Source organism: Rhizobium indicum (assembly GCF_005862305.2).
Lineage (GTDB): Bacteria > Pseudomonadota > Alphaproteobacteria > Rhizobiales > Rhizobiaceae > Rhizobium > Rhizobium indicum.
On the sequence record NZ_CP054022.1, the window covers coordinates 442,448 to 459,593 of the forward strand.

Below are 17,146 nucleotides of genomic sequence, written 5' to 3' on the forward strand. Positions count from 1 at the left end.
ATTGTGTCAGTTTACGGCCATGTAACTGTAACGTACTTCCTTTCTTTTCACCTGGCGCGCAAGATTCACCTCAATCTGGAGGTAACCGCCATGATGAAGAGAATTGCCGCGATCGTCTGTTTGATTTTTATTGCGATGCCCTCGCTGGCAGAGAATCTTTCGCAGCAGGCACTTCAGAACCGTGCCATCGAGCGCCGCGCGGTTGAGGCCGTGATCTGGGGCATGCCGGCGGTCAATTATGACTTGATGCTCCAGGAGATGCTGACCACAACCAAAGCCGGACAGCACGAGATCGTTTATTGGGGCCGCGCGCTCGACTGGATGAATCAGACGCTCACGCCCAATCCCGACACGATATATTTCATGACCTTCTTCGATACGCATGATGGTCCCATCGTTATCGATGTGCCGGCTGCGGAAGAAGGTTCGCTCAACGGCAATATCGTCACCGCGTGGCAAATGCCGCTCGAAGATGTGGGCCTCCTCGGCGTGGACAAGGGCGCCGGTGGTAAGTTCGTCGTCCTGCCGCCAGGCTTTTTGGGGACCGTTCCGAAGGGCTTTACGCCGCTGCAATCGGACACCTTTGGCGGCTACGCGCTGGTAAGGTCGAACCTAGCCAGCCACAGCAGCGACGATGTCGACAAATCCGTCGCGTATGGCAAGAAGGTTAAGGTTTACCCGCTCTCGAAGGCAGACAACCCGTCACAGACGGTGTTCACCGACGCGCAGGATGTTCTCTTCGACTCCACCATCCGCTTCGATTCGACCTTCTTCGAGCACCTGAACCGTGTCGTGCAGAACGAACCGTGGCTTGCTCGCGACATGGCGATGATCGACACGCTCAAGTCGCTCGGCATCGAGAAAGGCAAACCCTTCAAGCCTGATGCCGAGACCCGGTCTCTGCTGGATGCCGGCGCAGTGGAGGCGAAAGCCTTTCTCGATGCGAAGTATGAAGCGGGATGGGAGCCGTTCTACGAAGGAACGCAATGGCGTCCGGCTGGCGTGCCGGCGCTCGCCAAGGCCGTTTCGAACGGATATGCCGACACGAGCCTTTATCCAACCGATGTACGCGGCATGATTTATACGCTGGGCTACATCGGTATAAAGCGTCTCGGTGCCGGCCAGTTCTACCTGCTTGCGCCGAAGGATAAGGACGGCGAAAATCTCGATGGTGCGCGAAACTACAAGTTGACGGTACCGGCGAACGCTCCGGTCGACCAATATTGGTCTGTCACCGTCTACGACCGCCAGACGCACGGTCTGGTGAGAAACATGACGCGCGCAAGCAGGGCTTCCAACAATGCCGAGGTCCGGAAAAATCCCGACGGCTCCGTCGACCTGTACTTCGGCCCGACCCCGCCTGCGAGCAAGGAAGCAAACTGGGTGCCGACCGATCCGCTGCGGGAATTCGAACTGATGCTCCGCGCCTACGGCCCGAAGAAGGAGTTCTTCGAAAAGGCGTGGGTGCTGCCGGACGTCGAGAAGGTTGCCGAACAATAAACAGGGGGCGCAAATATCGCGGCGTCGGAGACGGCTCGCCGTAAAGCGTAAGGAGATGGGTTATGATCAACATGGGCTCGACGAGACGACCGCTGGCGATCTCCGCCATCGCGGCTCTCCTGTTCGCCAACACTGCCGTCGCGCAGGAGTACAAGTTCACGGGCGGCTATCCGACACCGGAAACCGTCGAGAAGGTCTACAACGAACTGGACCTCAACCGTGCGATTCATGCCTATCGCTTTTTCTATCCGACGGTGTCGAGCGCTGCGATCTACGAGGAAATGATCCGCGTTGGGGCAAAGCCCAACCAGACTTTTGGCTTTCTGGAAACCATGCCTAAGCATGTCGGTTTCACGCTTAACTCCGACACGCCCTATGGCGGCATGATACTCGACCTGAAGGATGGGCCACTTGTCATCGAAGTGCCTCCAGGTCCGCTGCTGGGTGCTGCCCTCGATATAAACCAGCGCTGGATCATTGACATGGGCTTGCCAGGCCCGGACGCCGGCAAGGGCGGCAAGCATCTTCTGCTCCCTCCCGGATATGAAGGCGAAGTCCCCGACGGATATTTTGTCGGTCGGGCCACATCCTATCGCGTCATCGCCGGCCTGCGCGCCATCCCTCAGGGGGGCGACGTCAAGGGTGCAGTCGAGCGCCTGAAGACCATCAAGGTGCATCCACTAAATCCCGCTGCCGGCTGGGTCGCCCCCACATGGTACGATCAGACACCCGAACCCCAGAACCAGACACCGACGGCGTGGGAGGCAAGTATAAAATTTTGGGAAGTGCTCCATACCGTCATCGAGAGCGAGCCGCCGTTGGAGGATTCGCGAAGCCAATATGGCGATCTAGCCGCGCTCGGCATCATGAAAGGCCAGCCCTTTGCTCCCGATGAACGTATGAAGGACATTCTGGTACAGGCGGCGAAGATGGCATCGGCACAGATGCGGGTGGAAGCACTCGCAGACCGTAGGCCGGATCGGGTTGTTTGGAATGACCGGCAATGGCAATGGGCGGCCTTGCGCTACGAGAACGGGACTTTCGACGCCAAGGACTACAGGGATAACTACGCCCTCGACAAATGGTTCTATCAGGCCATCGCCACGTCACCTGCCATGTTCCGGCGCGATCCCGCTGCCGGCTCACTCTACTGGCTTGGACTGACGGACAAGGCGGGGGCCTATCTGGACGGCGGCAAGACCTACAAGTTGACGGTCCCGCTACCGGTACCAAACAGACTGTTCTGGTCTATCACCGTTTACGATGCCCAGACGCGCAGTCAGATACAGACCGATCAGGAGAATGCGGCTTTGCGCTCCCTGTTTGAGTTGAAGGACCTACAGGGCGAGACGATCGATCTGTATTTCGGCCCCGAGCGACCGCCTGGCAGCGAAGGCCGTTGGATCAAGACGCTTCCGGGCAAAGGATGGTTCGTCTACTTCCGTATCTACGGTCCGCAGCCACTGGCATTTGACGGCTGGAAGCCAGGCGATTTCGAAACCATCAATTGACGCTGGTTTTCGAAGTTCAAACTCGAACCTGCGCACCTCGCGGCGAACAGGCGAATTGTGCCAGATCGATGGACATCTCACGATGCCTTTTTCATTTAGCTGAAATCTCCCTTTGGCGCGAAGCAGCCGTCCCGTTATGGCAGCAATCCTCGAAATTATCTAAGTATCTTGGTTAAGGTGCGGCGGGGACACCGCTGACCTTATACCGGCTGCTTCATCGCATCAGCGATGCGCTTGACATTGGCATTGTTAAGGCAGAAGCCGCACTCGGCCGCGCATGCGCGGCCGTTTTGCGAGGATACGAGAGATGAAGACCAAGACGGCTGCCGCCAACGTCGGAAACCTGATCATGACCGGCGTCATGCTGATGCTGCTCGGCGATCTGCTCTTTGCACTGAACGATGCGATGGGCAAATGGCTGGTCGCAAGCTTTGCCGTCGGCCAAGTGCTGGTGGTCCGCTCGGTAGGCGCTTTCATCGTGCTCGGACCAATGATCCTCCGGCAAGGGCCGATGGCCTTGTTCCGCGTCGAGCAGAAGGGCCTGCAGTTCATCCGTGTTTTCATGGCGACCTGCGATGTCGCACTATTCTACGCTGCCGTCGCCTATCTGCCGCTCGCAGACGTCATGACCTTCTATATGGCCGGACCGATCTATATCGCGGCGCTTTCGCACTTCTTTCTCGGAGAGAAGATCGGCTGGCGCCGGTGGCTCGCCGTTCTGATCGGCTTCGCCGGCGTCGTCATCGCGTTGCGTCCGTCCACGGCGATGCTGTCGCTTCCATCGTTCTTCGGTCTTGCCGGCAGCCTTGCCTTTGCGCTGTCGCTGGTGATGAGCCGCTATCTGCGCTCGACCAGCGACACGACGCTGGTGACATGGCAGACGATCGCCGCGCTCGTCACCGGCATCGTCTTGAGCGTCGGCCACTGGCAGCCGGCAACGCTCATCGATTGGTCCGGCATGCTGCTGCTCGGCATCGTCGCCTCCTGCGCGCATCTGCTCATCACCCGCTCGCTGAAGCTCGCACCGGCATCACTGCTCGCGCCGCTGCAATATACGCTGCTGCTCTGGGCGATCGTCCTCGGCTACCTGTTGTTCAACGATGTTCCCGATACGCAGATCATCGTCGGCGCCGCAATCATCGTTGTTGCGGGGCTCTTCATCTTCCACCGGAAGAATCTGAAAGAGTCGGTTCCGACTGAGGCCGTCCCGCCCGACGGTCATTAAACGATCAAAATAGCAGGAACGTCATCTCGCCCTGCTTGCCGGTCGATCACTGTCCGACCGGTAACTGGAAGTTGACGCCGGCGAAGATCTGCCAACGAGGCGCACCCGGTCCGTCGTGCCAGACCGTATATTGAGGCTCGACGAAGGCATTCATCGTCACGCCCTTGTCGAGCTGGAACACTTTACCGACGCCCGCGCCCATGGGGATGTAGGAGTGGCCATTCTCGAGATTGAAGTTCCACGTCGCCGACGAGCGCAGATACCAGCCGTCCGACAGGTTGATGTTGAGGATCGGCTGGATGGTCAAAAGGCTCACATCCTCCCGGTCGTCCACGCCCGCGAAGGACGTCTGATAGGTCGCGAGGGCTCCGAGGAGGCCCCAGCTTTGAGGTGCGACGACGACGCCCGCCGCTCCGATCTGCCATTTGCCGCTTCCAAGGGACTCGTCCGTGGCTGTGGGAACGACGAGCAGCGGACCGGCGCCGAGGGTGACGTCTCCATGCTTCGGCAGGATGAAGAGATCCATCAGCGTGAGGTCGCCGAGCCCCGTGACATATCCGTTTGGAACGTCGGGGGACGTCGCGATCGGGAGTGTAAAGCGAAGAAGCTGCGGCAGCCCGAACATGTCCGACGGGATGAGGCCGCGCAGCAGGAATTGGTTCGCCTCGGGCTCTCCCGGCGTGTCGATGAAGCTCGGAATATAATAGTCCTGAAGGTTGATGGTGATCTTCGGCGTGAGCGGGTTGTTGGCCTCGTTGACGGCGTTGTGCGCCTCCTGGGCACCGGCGGGGCAAGCCAATGCCAGCAGTAGCGGGAATGCTGGAGCATACGGGCGCACGGAAGCCTCCTCTATCGACCGCGGGCACTTCAGCACGAAACTGTCTTCGGCCGCAGGCTGTAACGGTTACCGTGATCCGGAAGGCGGGCGCTATCGTACGATTGTTACAGTAACATTCTCGATTTTTGCGGTTGACCGGCGCGAGAATGGACCGAGGCGCATCGCGCTTCATTGCACGCCTCCTGTCCGAAAGGAACGCTTGCTCGCCATGGACACTGTCAGAGATGCCGCCCACCGCGGACTTTTGAAGCTGATGCTGCGGCTGCCGTCGTTGCGTGGCGAGCTTCAGCGCCTCTGGCCGAACGATCCGTCCTTCGAGGCTCTCTGCGAGGCTTATCAAGATGCGACCGCCACGCTGGAACGCCTTGTCCAGCGCCCCGGCGACGGCGAGGACGGGCTCGTCGAAGAGTACCGGGGCGTGTGCCAGGCGCTTGAATCCGACATTGTCATACGCTGCCGTGCACGCATGGCGCGACCGCGGCCGGACCGACGCTCCTGACTATTCGTCCAACATGCAAGCGAACAGGATTGCAACTTTCAGTGACATGACGCATATTCGCGACAGCTTATGGACGGGCGGGCGTGAGGTGCGTAATGGCAGCGAACGGCGTGAGCAGCGGGGCACAGGCGGTCTGTGAGAGCGAGGCAAGGTCGGAGGCGGAGCGGCTTCTGGCTGACCCGCGGCTTCATGTCTCCGATCGCCATAGAGCGTTTCTCAGGTACATTGTCGACGCCGTTTTCGAAGGGCGCAGCGACGCGGTGAAGGCCTATTCCATCGCGATCGACGTCTTCAACCGGCCTCCGTCGTTCGATCCCTCATCCGATCCGATCGTGCGCATAGAGGCGACGCGTCTTCGTGAGACCTTGGCGAAATATTACGAGCAGCTCGGCGACGAGCCTGGGGCGCGCCTGGAAATTCCCCGCGGGCGATATGTTCCTGTCTTCGTCGAGCGGGAGCAGCCGCCATGCCCAGGCGACGATGTTTCCGATGTCGAAGAGGACGTCGTCCCGGCAGCCGAAGACGCGACCGCTTCGTTAAGGTCCACCGTCAGCCGAAAGCCTTACGCTGCCGTCGCGCTGGCGGGCCTTGCCGCCATTGCCCTCGCCGGAGGCTACGCAGTCTTCCGCGCCGCCATGCCCGTGCCCCTGGATACACAAAAGCCATTCGTCTCATTATCGCTGAACGCGACGCAGAAGGATACCGTGGCCGGAGAGGCGGTCATGGAAGATCTGGCCGTGTCGATTGCGCGGTTCGGGACCGTCCGCCTCAAATCCGAGGCCAGGGCGGCAAGGCCGGGCATCGACCCGGCCGAGCAGACGACCTACGAGGTCAGGATGCGCTACGGTGAGGATGCGACATCCGTCTCCCTGTGGTGGCAGGTTTCCGACGCGGCCACGGGAGAGGCCGTCTGGACCGACCAGGATCGACGCCAAACCGGAACAGGGACGCGAGATGACGCGATACGCGCGCTCGTCTACGGCGTGTCCCGCAGGATCGCGGGGCCGGTCGGCGTCGTCAACACCATGGAACTGCGGCGCAATCTGCCGGCCTCCACGACCGGCAACATCTGCGTGCTGAAGGGCGAATTTGCCGTCGAACAGCGCGGCCTGGCCGCTCTGAAAGCGGCCCGCCCCTGCCTGGAGGCAACGATCGCTGCGGATCCGGCTGACGCCGACGCGATGGCGACACTTGCGCGCGTCTTCGTGTGGACCGGTCGCACGACCGGCGACGACAGCTACTTCGGCCGCGGTCTCGACCTCGCGAACCGGGCTGCAACGGTATCGCCCACCTCGACAAGGGCAGCGCTTGCCCAGTTGGCGACGCAATATCAGGTCGGCCAGAACGACGCCTCGATCGCGGCCGGCCGGCGCGGTGTCGCCCTGAACCCGGAAAATGCCGATCTGCTGGCGAAGCTCTCCATGGCCCTCTTCCTGAGCGGGCACTGGGAAGAGGGTGTCCGCCTTGCGAAAGAGGCGACCGACCTCGTCGGCCAGACGATACGTGACGCGAATTTCGTCATGATCCTCGACGCCTACCGCCTGGGGAACTATGCCGAAGCGGTCTTCCTTGCCCGGCAAGTCCCGGCAACCGATACGCCGACGACCGTGTTGAAGCTGGCCGCCATCGCTCGCCTCGGTGACCGGCCGGTGACGGAGCAGGAGATAGCCGCAGCTCGTCTGCAGCATCCCGATCTCGACCGGACAGTCGCAGCCATGTTCTCCGGAGCGCGTTTTGACAGCAGTCTCAAAGCTGCTCTTCGAACAGGCATTCTGGAGGCGGGCCTAAAATCGCCGGAACTCGCCAGCAATGGCTCGATGTAACAGTAACATCCTTGTCCGGCAGCCTTCGACGGCTTTCCTTCGATCTGTCCGCAGATTGCGGGTGATGATGTCGAGGGGCGCCATGATGCGCAAGCTGCCTGTCTTCTCAGCCGCCTCCACCTTTCTCACAGGCAACATACTGGCCGATCCCGCGGTGGTGACCACAGGCGTCAATCGGCGCTCGGGACCGGCACGAGCTTCGCCGCGGCGGCCGGTTCCGCCGATGCTGGCCGCAAAGAAAGCTTCACGGAGTGGAGATTTGCCATGATCTGGAATGTTGGAAGACGACTGACGATGATTGCGGCGGTGGCGCTGCTGCCTAATCTTGCCTTCGCGGCCGAACGCGGCGCAGGTTTTTATCTGCTGGGCTCCAAAGGGCCGGCGGCCGGTATCCTTCCTCCTCCAGGCGTCTTCTTTCAGAACGACATCTGGATCTACAATGGCAATCTGGGTGGCGGCAAGCAGTTGCCCACCGGCGGACGTATTGCCGTCGGCGTCGAGGGCAAAGCGGTGTTGGCAGCGCCGACCGTCCTCTGGGTCCTGCCCGAGGAGGTGCTTGGCGGCCGTCTCGGCTTTGGCGCAACCGTTCCCTTTGGCTGGATGGAAACGGATGCCGACTTGACGCTTGCCGGACCGAGGGGTGGAACTGCGAGCGGCTCGATCACCGACACGATCTTCACGATTGGCGATCCTGTCGTCAGCGGAACACTCGGCTGGGACGCCGGCAACTTCCATTGGACGACGGGTGTTCTGGTCAATGTTCCGATCGGCGACTATCAGGATGGCGAGATCTCCAACTTGGCATTCCACCATTGGGGCGCTGACATCAGCGCGGCCGTGACCTGGCTTGATCCGACGATCGGTCTGGATCTTTCGGCGGCTGTCGGCATGACGTTCAATGCCGAGAACCCTGCCACCGACTACCGCACGGGCAACGAATTCCATGTCGAGTGGGCGGCGGTCCAGCACTTCAACGAGCAGTTCGACGCCGGTCTCGTCGGCTACTATTACGACCAGGTGAGTGGCGATAGCGGCGCCGGCGCCTCCGGCGATTTCAAGGGGCGCGTCGCGGCCATAGGCGCGACCATAGGCTGGACGTTCAAAGCGGGCGAAGTGCCGATATCGACCCGTATCAAGTATTTTCACGAGTTCGCCGCCGAAAACCGCGCCGAGGGAGATGCCGTCTATCTGACGATCTCGATGCCCTTGTCGATCACCAAGCCGATGAACATTGCAGCACAATAAGGATCGACCATGCCCCGGGCGACATCGAGACCGGCGACAGCCTCCATCATGGCAAGTTCGCCGAAAGTCCCGGCATCGTTCAGCTCATCGGCCAGCGTCTGATGACCGGGCAAACGCTGACGGATTCCAACATTTCTCTCGGACAGGGCGTCGCCGCCGTCGTGGGCGGGACAGCGCGCACCGTCGGCACGATCGCAGGCGCTGCAGTTGCAGCACCACTTGTGATCATCGAACAGGCGGCAAGAAAGCGGCAGCCGACAGGAACGGAGCTGGGAGACAGCCTGCACAACGACCGCCCAGTCGAAGCCTCTGACACAATAACAGGCTTGGGCGGGCGATTGTTACCTCCGGCCGACCTGGAAGTAACAGTTACAAGCTTACCAGCTGGCTGGGCCTGAAGCAGTATCCCCGTCAAGTCATCCGGTCAAAAAGCAGACCGAAATGTCGAACCGCAAGCAAAAAGGAAACCCGTGATGAGTACGCCCATCTATCGACGACTCCTTGCCGCCACGGCCGCCGTCGCGATGACCATGACCTCGGCCGCGATCGCAACCCCGGTATTCGCGCAGCAGGCGGCAACAGCACCGGCCGCAGCCGATACCTCCAAGCCAAACATTCTTGTCATCTTCGGCGACGACGTCGGGCAGACAAATATCAGCGCCTATTCCTTCGGCGTCGTCGGATTCAAAACGCCAAACATCGACAGCATCGCCAAATCAGGCATGATGTTCACGGATTATTATGCCGAGAACAGTTGCACGGCGGGCCGCTCGACCTTCATCACCGGCCAGACATGCCTGCGCACCGGTCTCTGCAAGGTTGGCGCACCCGGTGCTCCGGTCGGTCTGCAAGCCGGCGACATCACAATCGCCCAGGCGCTGAAGCCGCTTGGATATGCGACCGGCCAGTTCGGCAAAAACCACCTGGGAGACAGGGACGAGTATCTTCCGACCAAACACGGCTTCGACGAGTTCTTCGGCAACCTCTACCATCTGAACGCCGAAGAGGAGCCGGAAGCGCCCTATTGGCCGAAGGATGACACCGAGTTTTTGAAAGCCTATTCGCCGCGCGGCGTCATCAAGGCGTCGGCCGACGGCAAGATCGAGGATAGCGGTCCCCTGACCAAGAAGCGGATGGAGACCATCGACGATGAGACCAGCTCTGCGGCGATGGACTTCATGGACCGTCAGGTGAAGGCGAAAAAGCCGTTCTTTACCTGGATGAACGCGACGCGCATGCATGTCTTCACGCACGTGCGGGAGTCGATGCGGGGCCAGAGCGGCATGGTCGGAAACGAATATGCCGATGGCATGGTCGAGCACGATGAGATGGTCGGAAAGATTTTGAAAAAGCTCGATGAACTCGGGATCGCCGACAACACCATCGTCGTCTACACCACCGACAACGGGCCGAACCAATGGTCTTGGCCGGACGCGGCGACGACGCCGTTCCGCAGCGAGAAGGATACCAATTGGGAGGGCGCGTTCCGCGTCCCGGCCATGGTCAAATGGCCGGGCCACATCCAGCCCGGCCAGGTTTCGAATGGAATGATATCCGGTCTCGACTGGTTCCCGACGCTGCTTGCGGCCGCGGGTGATCCCGACGTGAAAAGCCGCCTCCTGAGTGGCTGGAAGCCGGATGGAAGCGCCAACAGCTTCCGCAACCATCTGGATGGCTATAACCAGCTCGACTACCTCACCGGCAAGGCCGATAAGAGCGCCCGCAGCGACTTCTACTACTTCGACGACGACGGCGGGTTGGTGGCGACGCGCTACGACGACTGGAAGGTCGTCTTCAAGGAACAGCCGGCTCCGGGCGGCTTTGCCGTCTGGCAGACTCCATTCGTCACCTGGCGCATTCCGAAGCTGTTCAACCTGCGGATGGATCCATACGAGCGCGCGGACACCGTTTCGGACCAGTATAATGACTGGCTCACGCGCAACGACTACCTGCTCGTGAAGGGTCAGTTGCAGGGAGCGGCCTTCCTGGAAACATTCGTCAAGTATCCGCCCAGCCAGCGGGTCGCCAGCTTCAACATCGAAGGCGTCCGCGCGGAGGTGGACAAGGCGATTGACCAATCCTTCAAGGATCGCGGTATCGAGAAGTAGGCAACGCACCAAGGCGCGCAGCGGTCTGCGCGCCCCTCTCCTTCTCACCGAGGCCCCCCATGACGGCTCGCGACGACATCCTCGATCTCGGCACGCGTATCGGCCGGTCGATCATCGGTCAGGAGACCATGGTCGAACGGCTCCTCCTTGGGCTGCTTGCCAATGGCCATCTGCTGGTCGAGGGCCTTCCCGGTCTCGCAAAAACCAGAGCAATCAAGAGCCTGGCAAAGAACCTTGATTCAGAGCTTTCACGCGTTCAATTCACGCCCGACCTGCTGCCAGCCGACATTACCGGCTCCGAAATCTACTTCAGCGAGGGCGGCAAGGGCGAATTCAGGTTCCAGCAGGGGCCGATCTTCGCCAATCTCATCCTGGCGGACGAGATCAACCGCGCGCCGGCCAAGGTGCAGTCCGCGCTGCTCGAGGCCATGGAGGAACGCCAGGTCACCGTTGGCGGCAAGAGCTATCCCCTGCCGCCGCTCTTCATGGTGATGGCGACGCAAAATCCCATCGAGCAGGAGGGCACCTATCCCCTGCCCGAAGCCCAGCTCGACCGCTTCCTCATGCATGTCGAGGTCGGCTATCCGGACGAGGCGTCGGAGGCAGCCATCATGCGGCTCAACCGCAATGAAGAAAACGAGGCGCATGGCGGCGCGAAGCCGCCGTCGCCGGAAAGGCTGAACCCACAGGCCGTATTCGCCGCCCGCAAGGAGATCGGCGCTGTCACCGTTTCCGAACCCGTCGAGAAGTACATGGTGGCGCTCGTCTTCGCCACGCGTTATCCCGACCGCTACGACAAGGATCTCGCGACGCTGCTGCAGGTGGGCGCCAGCCCCCGCGGTGCGATCGGCCTCGACAAGGTTTCGCGATCCTATGCCTGGCTGAAGGGGCGCGATTATGTGACCCCTGATGACGTCAAGGCGATCGTCCACGACGTTTTTCGCCACAGGCTGATCTTGTCCTACGAGGCGCATGCGTCGAACGCCACGCCGGACAAGGTGATCGACCGCATCGTCGAACTGGTGGCGGTCTCATGAGCGATGCGGGCGTCTATGTTTCGACGGACGAACTGGTCGCGCTCGAAGCGAGAGCCCGAGATCTGAGCTTCGTCCAGAAGGCACGCAGCCACCAGCAGCTTGCAGGCCGCATGCAATCGGCGATGCGCGGCCGGGGACTGATCTTCGAAGAACTTCGCGACTATCTGCCCGGTGACGACATCCGCTCCATCGACTGGCGCGTCACGGCGCGAACCAGCCGACCGGTGGTCCGCGTCTACTCCGAGGAAAAGGAGCGGCCCGCGCTGATCATCGTCGACCAGCGGATCAATATGTTCTTCGGCAGCAGGCGATCGATGAAATCGGTAACGGCAGCGGAAGCCGCGATGCTCTGCGCCTGGCGCATACTGGGTTCCGGCGACCGGGTCGGCGGCTTCGTCTTCGGCGAAAGCGGGACGAACGAGGTCAAACCGCATCGCAGCCGCAATGCGGTGATTGCCTTTGCGGAGAAAATCGCACGGCAGAACGCGGGCCTGCGCGCAGACAGCAAAGGCGAACCTGACCCGCAAGCGTTGGACAAGGTTTTGTCGGCGGTCGCAAATATCGCCCACCACGACCATCTCGTGGTCGTCGTCTCCGACTTCGACGGCCATACCGCGACGACACGAGACATCCTGCTGAGGCTCTCCATCCACAACGACGTGATCTGCCTGCTCGTCTACGACCCCTTTCTATTGGACCTGCCGACATCGGGCGACATCGTCGTCAGCGGCGGCGGCCCTCAGGCCGAGCTGGTTCTGCGAACAGCAAGCGTCCGATCGTCGATCGACGCGTTCGCACGCAACCGCGGCCGGGAGTTGAGAGCGTGGCAGCGTCAGCTCGGGCTTCCAATGCTGCCCATATCGGCCGCCGAGGAAACCGCTCCGCAGCTCAGACGTCTGCTGGAGCAGTCTGCGTGGCGGCAACGGAGGCGTTGATGGAGCCGGCAGCAAAGCTTGATCCGATGACGGACATGGCGCTGCGTTCGCTGCACGACATCATGGTTCCGGCGCCGGTCTCATGGTGGCCGCAGACCTGGGGCTGGGCTCTGCTGGCAGCCCTGCTTGCATTCGCCGTTCTCCTGGCGATCTTCCGGCGGATCAGGCGTTACCGCGCCAACGCCTACAGGCGCGAGGCCTTGACCTTGCTGGCAGGGATCTCTGACAGACTTCGACACCCCGCCACGCGCCCCGACGCCATAAAGGATCTCGCAGAAGTTCTGAAGCGCACAGCGCTGGCAGCCTGGCCGCGCGGTGAAGTCGCCTCCCTTTCCGGTAACGGCTGGGTTCGATTTCTCGACGCGCATGACGAGGATGGGGCCGGAGACACGCTCGAACGCCTCCTGGACGACTTCGAATATCATGGCGCGGAGATCGTCGCGGATCTGCCGTCGAATGTCTGCGGCGATCTCGTCATCGCCGCCCGCAAATGGATCGAGCAACATCATGTATCAGCTTGATTTGCCCTGGCTTCTGCTTGTGCTGCCGTTACCGATGCTGCTCTGGTGGCTGCTGCCGGCTCATCGGGAAACATCGGCGTCCGTGAGACTGCCCTTCTTCTCGCAGGTCGCCGAGGCGGCGGGCGTTCGTCCGACTGAGGGATCGGTGGTGACGCGCAGGACATGGCCACAGCTCGTCTGCGAGACCCTGGCCTGGGGCCTGGTGATGCTCGCCCTGGCACGCCCCCAGCTCGTGGAACCGCCGATCGAGAAGATCGAGCCGCAACGCGATATCCTTCTCGCCCTCGACCTGTCGCAGTCGATGGATGCGCGGGACTTCCCTGGCGCCGAGGGCGCGCGCCTCGCCCGCGTCGAAGCCGTCAGGCAGGTCGTCGCCGACTTCGTCGAGAAAAGACCCGGCGATCGGATTGGTCTCGTCGTCTTCGGAGACGCGCCCTATCCGCTCGCACCCTTCACGATGGATCACGAGCTCGTCCGGACGATGATCGCCGACACCGTTCCCGGGATGGCCGGACCGCGGACGTCGCTGGGAGACGCTCTTGGTCTTGCGATCAAGATGTTCGAGAAGACGACCACTCCGGAAAAGGTGCTCATCGTTCTGACTGATGGTAACGACACGGCCAGCAGGATGCCACCCCTGAAGGCAGTGGAGATCGCGAAATCGAAGGGCGTGATCGTCCACACGGTGGGTATCGGAGACCCTGCTGCGACGGGCGAGGACAAGCTGGATACCGCGACGCTGCAGAAGATCGCCGCGAATACCGGCGGTCGCTATTTCTTCGGAGGCGACCAGTCGCAGCTGGCAGCGATCTACGAGGTGCTCGACCAGATAACCCCGGAGGATCAGAAGAACCTGTCCTGGCGGCCGCGGATCGAGCTGTTCCACTGGCCGCTGCTGGCCGCCGTCGCACTGCTGGCGGCCTATTATCTCGCCTCGGGAGTGGCGGCCGCATTCAAGCGGAGGGCGGCGGCATGATTGCGGATTTTCATTTCCTGCGTCCCTGGCTCCTGCTCCTTCTCGTACTGCCGGCTGCGATCCTCTGGATGGTTTCACACTCCGGCGACATCCGTGCACAGTGGAAGGGCATGATCGCGCCGCATCTGCTCGACCGCCTCGTTGTCGATGCTTCGGGGCGCTCAAGAATGCGGCCATCCTGGTTGCTGGCGGCCGTCATGGCTGCCGGGATCGTTGGGGCGGCAGGGCCGACATGGCAGCGTGAGCCGCCGCCCTTCGTCGAGGACACAGCGCCTCTCGTCATCGCCGTCGACCTGTCGCAGACAATGGACGCCATCGACGTGACCCCGTCCAGGCTGGAGCGGGCGAAACTCAAGATCAAGGACGTGATCGAGGCCAGACAGGGCGCGCGCACGGCGATCGTCGCCTATGCCGGCACCGCCCATCTGGTCCTGCCGCCGACCGAGGATGCGGCGCTGCTTGAAAGCTACTCCGAGGCATTGGCGACGCGCATCATGCCGACGCCGGGCAAGGACACGACAGCCGCGCTGCGGCTCGGACAAAGCCTCCTGCACAAAGAAGGGGTCGCCGGAACGATCCTGCTGCTGACCGACGGACTGGAAGCCGCTGCAGCGCAGACACTCAAGTCGAGCGGCGACGGCGTCGTCATTCTCGGGATCGGCACGTCGGCGGGCGGACCGGTCAAGACGCCGGATGGCGGATTTCTCTCGGATGCATCCGACACACGTCTCTTTCCTAAGCTCGACGTCGCCGGGCTCGAGGCCATCGGCAATGAAACCGGGGCAGATGTCGCGACAATCACGGACGACGACACGGATGTTCGCTGGATCATGCAGCGTATCCGCAGTAACTTCGCGCAGAAGCAGGAGACGGAGGGTGACCGCTGGCGCGATTTCGGCTGGTGGCTGGTCGTCCCGGTCGCGGTTGCGATGGCCCTGTCGTTCCGCAAGGGCTGGGTGGTGCGGATAGCCACGTTGCTGCTCGCCCTGCGGATGCTGTCGCCGGGCAGCGCCCGTGCGGACGGGCTGATCGATATATGGCTGACGTCCGATCAGCAGGGCCGCATTGCCTTCGAGCGGGGTAATTACGACGGGGCCACAGACCGCTTCGTCGATCCGATGTGGAAGGGCGTCGCCCTCTATCGAGCCGGCAAATTCGAGGAGGCGATCGACGCCTTTGCTTACATCGATACGGCGGAGAGCTGGTACGACCAAGGCAATGCTCTCCTCCAGCTATCGAAGTTCGAGGAGGCTGTCGCAGCCTATGAGAAGGCTCTCGATAAACGAAGCGAATGGCCGGAGGCCGAGGCGAACCTCGCCGTCGCACGGCAACTCCTGAAGCAACAGCAGGAAAAGCAGGAAGAACAGCCCGAACAGCCGAGCGAGGATCCCGACAGCGTCCAGTTCGACGAGAGGGGAAAGGAGGGCAAGGAAGGTCAGATTAATATCGCCGAGCAGACTTCGGAGATGTGGATGAAGAACATCAACGTCAGCCCGGCGGACCTGATGGCCCGCAAGTTTTCCCTCGAAGCGAGGAGGCAGTCTCCATGAGGCTTTCAGCCACGCTTCTTTGGGCGTTCATATGCGGACAGGCCATCGCCGCCGAGCCCTTCGGACGCGCCGCCATCGAAGGCGCAGATGGGATTGTCCCCGGCCAGCAGGTCCACGTCGTCGTCGACATTTTCGCGCCGGAATTCTTCACGTCGCCGCCGCAATATCCGCTGTTCGAGGTCCCGGATGCCCTTGTCACGCTTCCCGACGATCGTGCCCAGAACCTCGTCCAGACGATCGCGGACGTCCAATATTCGGGAATACGCAGGAGCTACGTGATCGTCCCGGAAAAGACCGGATCCTTCGTGCTGCCCGAAATCGCGGTCGATCTTGGCTATTCGGCGAACGGAAGCGCGATCAAGGCGCAGCTGCATGTAGCCCTTCCCGCCTTCGAGGTCGTGGCCGCTCCCGACCAGACCGCCAGGCCCTTCGCCGCCCGCGACCTGACGGTAACCCAGTCCTTCGACAGAAGCCCGTCAACCTTGAAGGCCGGCGACGCTGTCGTGCGGACGATCGTCGTCTTTGCCGAGGACACGCAGGCCATGCTGATCCCGCCGGTCGATCTGGGACGGGCAGCCGGGGTCGCGCAATATCTGAAGCCGCCGTCACTGACGGACGGCGTCGAACAGCGCGGGATCGGCCGGAGCGTCGAGACCGGAAGTACCCGGACCGAAACGGTGGTCTACACGGCTTCGGCCGAAGGCAGCTTCCAGGCGCCGGCCGTTTCCTACCAATGGTTCGACCTCGATGCCCATGCCGGAGCGACGGCGACCCTTCCGGCCGTCGATATCGTCGTGGCGAAGGCGGCCTCAACCGAGCGCATCGATCCGAAATTCGATCCCCCTGGCGAAGATCAAGGAAAGAATGCTTGGCAGGTAGTGCTGTTATCATGCGCGGCCGTGCTCGCCTGCTTCGCGGCAATTGTCGCGTGGCAAAAGGGCTCGGCAATCCGCGCATGGGCGGAGCGGCGTCGAATGAGCCGCCGAAACTCTCCACGGAGAAGACTTCGCCGCCTTCGAACCATCATCAGGGTCGGGCCCGATCCGGCAATCTATCGGGCGCTTCAGGATTGGAGCGGAAGTCTCGGATTCCGGTCGGTTTCCGACTGGGCTGAAGCGCAGGGCAATCCCCGGCTTTCGGCACAGGTCACCATTCTCGAGCGGCGCCTCTTCCGGTCGCGCGACATGCAATTGGATCGCGGCAAGTTCGCGGACTCCATCACCCTGGCAGCGACGAACAAGGGGCGAGCGCGAAAATCCGCCCTACCCGCCCTCAATCCGGTGGCATGACGGACGCGTTGTTACGTCGAGTTAACAGTAACATTCTTTCCTGACGGCGCGCGGGAGCTAAGGTCGGGACATCGGTTCTGGAGGCCGCG

14 protein-coding genes and 1 pseudogene are annotated in these 17,146 nt (G+C 61.9%); 14 read left to right on the forward strand and 1 reads right to left on the reverse strand.

Features of this window, described 5'->3' with window-relative positions; genetic code table 11:
• Positions 1–3 precede the first annotated feature (3 nt).
• The 3 genes from FFM53_RS26490 to FFM53_RS26500 all read left to right on the forward strand — a co-directional run bounded on the left by FFM53_RS26490 (position 4) and on the right by FFM53_RS26500 (position 4,236).
• Positions 4–1,500 (forward strand): DUF1254 domain-containing protein, encoded by a 1,497-nt coding sequence (locus FFM53_RS26490; protein WP_425504965.1) that lies wholly within the window; start codon positions 4–6, stop codon positions 1,498–1,500.
• 62 nt (positions 1,501–1,562) lie between these two features.
• Positions 1,563–3,011 carry a DUF1254 domain-containing protein gene (locus tag FFM53_RS26495; RefSeq protein WP_246413290.1) on the forward strand — a complete coding sequence of 483 codons (1,449 nt, stop codon included), beginning with the start codon at positions 1,563–1,565 and terminating at the stop codon, positions 3,009–3,011.
• A 307-nt stretch (positions 3,012–3,318) separates the two neighbouring features.
• Positions 3,319–4,236 (forward strand): DMT family transporter, encoded by a 918-nt coding sequence (locus tag FFM53_RS26500; RefSeq protein ID WP_138388817.1) that lies wholly within the window; start codon positions 3,319–3,321, stop codon positions 4,234–4,236.
• A 46-nt stretch (positions 4,237–4,282) separates the two neighbouring features.
• Here FFM53_RS26500 and FFM53_RS26505 read toward each other — a convergent pair whose 3' ends face one another.
• Positions 4,283–5,074, reverse strand: a complete 792-nt coding sequence (locus FFM53_RS26505; RefSeq protein ID WP_138388816.1) for a hypothetical protein — start codon at positions 5,072–5,074, stop codon at positions 4,283–4,285.
• Positions 5,075–5,282: 208 nt separating this feature from the next.
• On the opposite strand from FFM53_RS26505, the gene FFM53_RS26510 reads away from it, so the two are divergent.
• The 11 genes and pseudogenes from FFM53_RS26510 (at position 5,283) to FFM53_RS26560 (ending at position 17,057) form a co-directional block, all read left to right on the forward strand.
• The gene (locus FFM53_RS26510; protein ID WP_138388815.1) at positions 5,283–5,573 is read left to right on the forward strand and encodes a hypothetical protein; all 291 of its coding nucleotides are present in this window, start codon (positions 5,283–5,285) and stop codon (positions 5,571–5,573) included.
• 95 nt (positions 5,574–5,668) lie between these two features.
• Complete coding sequence (locus tag FFM53_RS26515) at positions 5,669–7,396, forward strand: tetratricopeptide repeat protein (protein ID WP_138388814.1); 1,728 nt, start codon at positions 5,669–5,671, stop codon at positions 7,394–7,396.
• 264 nt (positions 7,397–7,660) lie between these two features.
• The gene (locus FFM53_RS26520; protein WP_138388813.1) at positions 7,661–8,641 is read left to right on the forward strand and encodes a SphA family protein; all 981 of its coding nucleotides are present in this window, start codon (positions 7,661–7,663) and stop codon (positions 8,639–8,641) included.
• A gap of 23 nt (positions 8,642–8,664) precedes the next feature.
• A pseudogene (locus FFM53_RS36520) lies at positions 8,665–8,962 on the forward strand (esterase); the annotation flags it as partial.
• A gap of 152 nt (positions 8,963–9,114) precedes the next feature.
• Positions 9,115–10,749, forward strand: coding sequence for an arylsulfatase (locus FFM53_RS26530; protein WP_138388812.1), 1,635 nt, complete (start codon positions 9,115–9,117; stop codon positions 10,747–10,749).
• A gap of 59 nt (positions 10,750–10,808) precedes the next feature.
• Positions 10,809–11,786 (forward strand): AAA family ATPase, encoded by a 978-nt coding sequence (locus FFM53_RS26535; protein WP_138388811.1) that lies wholly within the window; start codon positions 10,809–10,811, stop codon positions 11,784–11,786.
• A complete protein-coding gene (locus FFM53_RS26540; protein ID WP_138388810.1) occupies positions 11,783–12,721 on the forward strand; it encodes a DUF58 domain-containing protein in 939 nt (312 codons plus the stop codon). The genes FFM53_RS26535 and FFM53_RS26540 overlap by 4 nt, the downstream gene beginning before the upstream one ends.
• Positions 12,721–13,242, forward strand: coding sequence for a DUF4381 domain-containing protein (locus tag FFM53_RS26545; protein ID WP_138388809.1), 522 nt, complete (start codon positions 12,721–12,723; stop codon positions 13,240–13,242). Before FFM53_RS26540 ends, FFM53_RS26545 begins: the two co-directional genes overlap by 1 nt.
• Positions 13,229–14,218, forward strand: coding sequence for a vWA domain-containing protein (locus FFM53_RS26550; protein WP_138388808.1), 990 nt, complete (start codon positions 13,229–13,231; stop codon positions 14,216–14,218). The genes FFM53_RS26545 and FFM53_RS26550 overlap by 14 nt, the downstream gene beginning before the upstream one ends.
• Positions 14,215–15,768 (forward strand): VWA domain-containing protein, encoded by a 1,554-nt coding sequence (locus tag FFM53_RS26555; protein ID WP_138388807.1) that lies wholly within the window; start codon positions 14,215–14,217, stop codon positions 15,766–15,768. The genes FFM53_RS26550 and FFM53_RS26555 overlap by 4 nt, the downstream gene beginning before the upstream one ends.
• On the forward strand, positions 15,765–17,057 hold the full coding sequence (locus tag FFM53_RS26560; RefSeq protein WP_138388806.1) for a BatD family protein: 1,293 nt from the start codon (positions 15,765–15,767) through the stop codon (positions 17,055–17,057). The genes FFM53_RS26555 and FFM53_RS26560 overlap by 4 nt, the downstream gene beginning before the upstream one ends.
• Positions 17,058–17,146 lie beyond the last annotated feature (89 nt).

Coding starts and splice junctions, on each gene's coding strand:
- FFM53_RS26495 (WP_246413290.1), top strand. CDS start 1,563: ATGATCAACATGGGCTCGACGAGACGACCGCTGGCGATCTCCGCCATC.
- FFM53_RS26500 (WP_138388817.1), top strand. CDS start 3,319: ATGAAGACCAAGACGGCTGCCGCCAACGTCGGAAACCTGATCATGACC.
- FFM53_RS26510 (WP_138388815.1), top strand. CDS start 5,283: ATGGACACTGTCAGAGATGCCGCCCACCGCGGACTTTTGAAGCTGATG.
- FFM53_RS26515 (WP_138388814.1), top strand. CDS start 5,669: ATGGCAGCGAACGGCGTGAGCAGCGGGGCACAGGCGGTCTGTGAGAGC.
- FFM53_RS26520 (WP_138388813.1), top strand. CDS start 7,661: ATGATCTGGAATGTTGGAAGACGACTGACGATGATTGCGGCGGTGGCG.
- FFM53_RS26530 (WP_138388812.1), top strand. CDS start 9,115: ATGAGTACGCCCATCTATCGACGACTCCTTGCCGCCACGGCCGCCGTC.
- FFM53_RS26535 (WP_138388811.1), top strand. CDS start 10,809: ATGACGGCTCGCGACGACATCCTCGATCTCGGCACGCGTATCGGCCGG.
- FFM53_RS26540 (WP_138388810.1), top strand. CDS start 11,783: ATGAGCGATGCGGGCGTCTATGTTTCGACGGACGAACTGGTCGCGCTC.
- FFM53_RS26545 (WP_138388809.1), top strand. CDS start 12,721: ATGGAGCCGGCAGCAAAGCTTGATCCGATGACGGACATGGCGCTGCGT.
- FFM53_RS26550 (WP_138388808.1), top strand. CDS start 13,229: ATGTATCAGCTTGATTTGCCCTGGCTTCTGCTTGTGCTGCCGTTACCG.
- FFM53_RS26555 (WP_138388807.1), top strand. CDS start 14,215: ATGATTGCGGATTTTCATTTCCTGCGTCCCTGGCTCCTGCTCCTTCTC.
- FFM53_RS26560 (WP_138388806.1), top strand. CDS start 15,765: ATGAGGCTTTCAGCCACGCTTCTTTGGGCGTTCATATGCGGACAGGCC.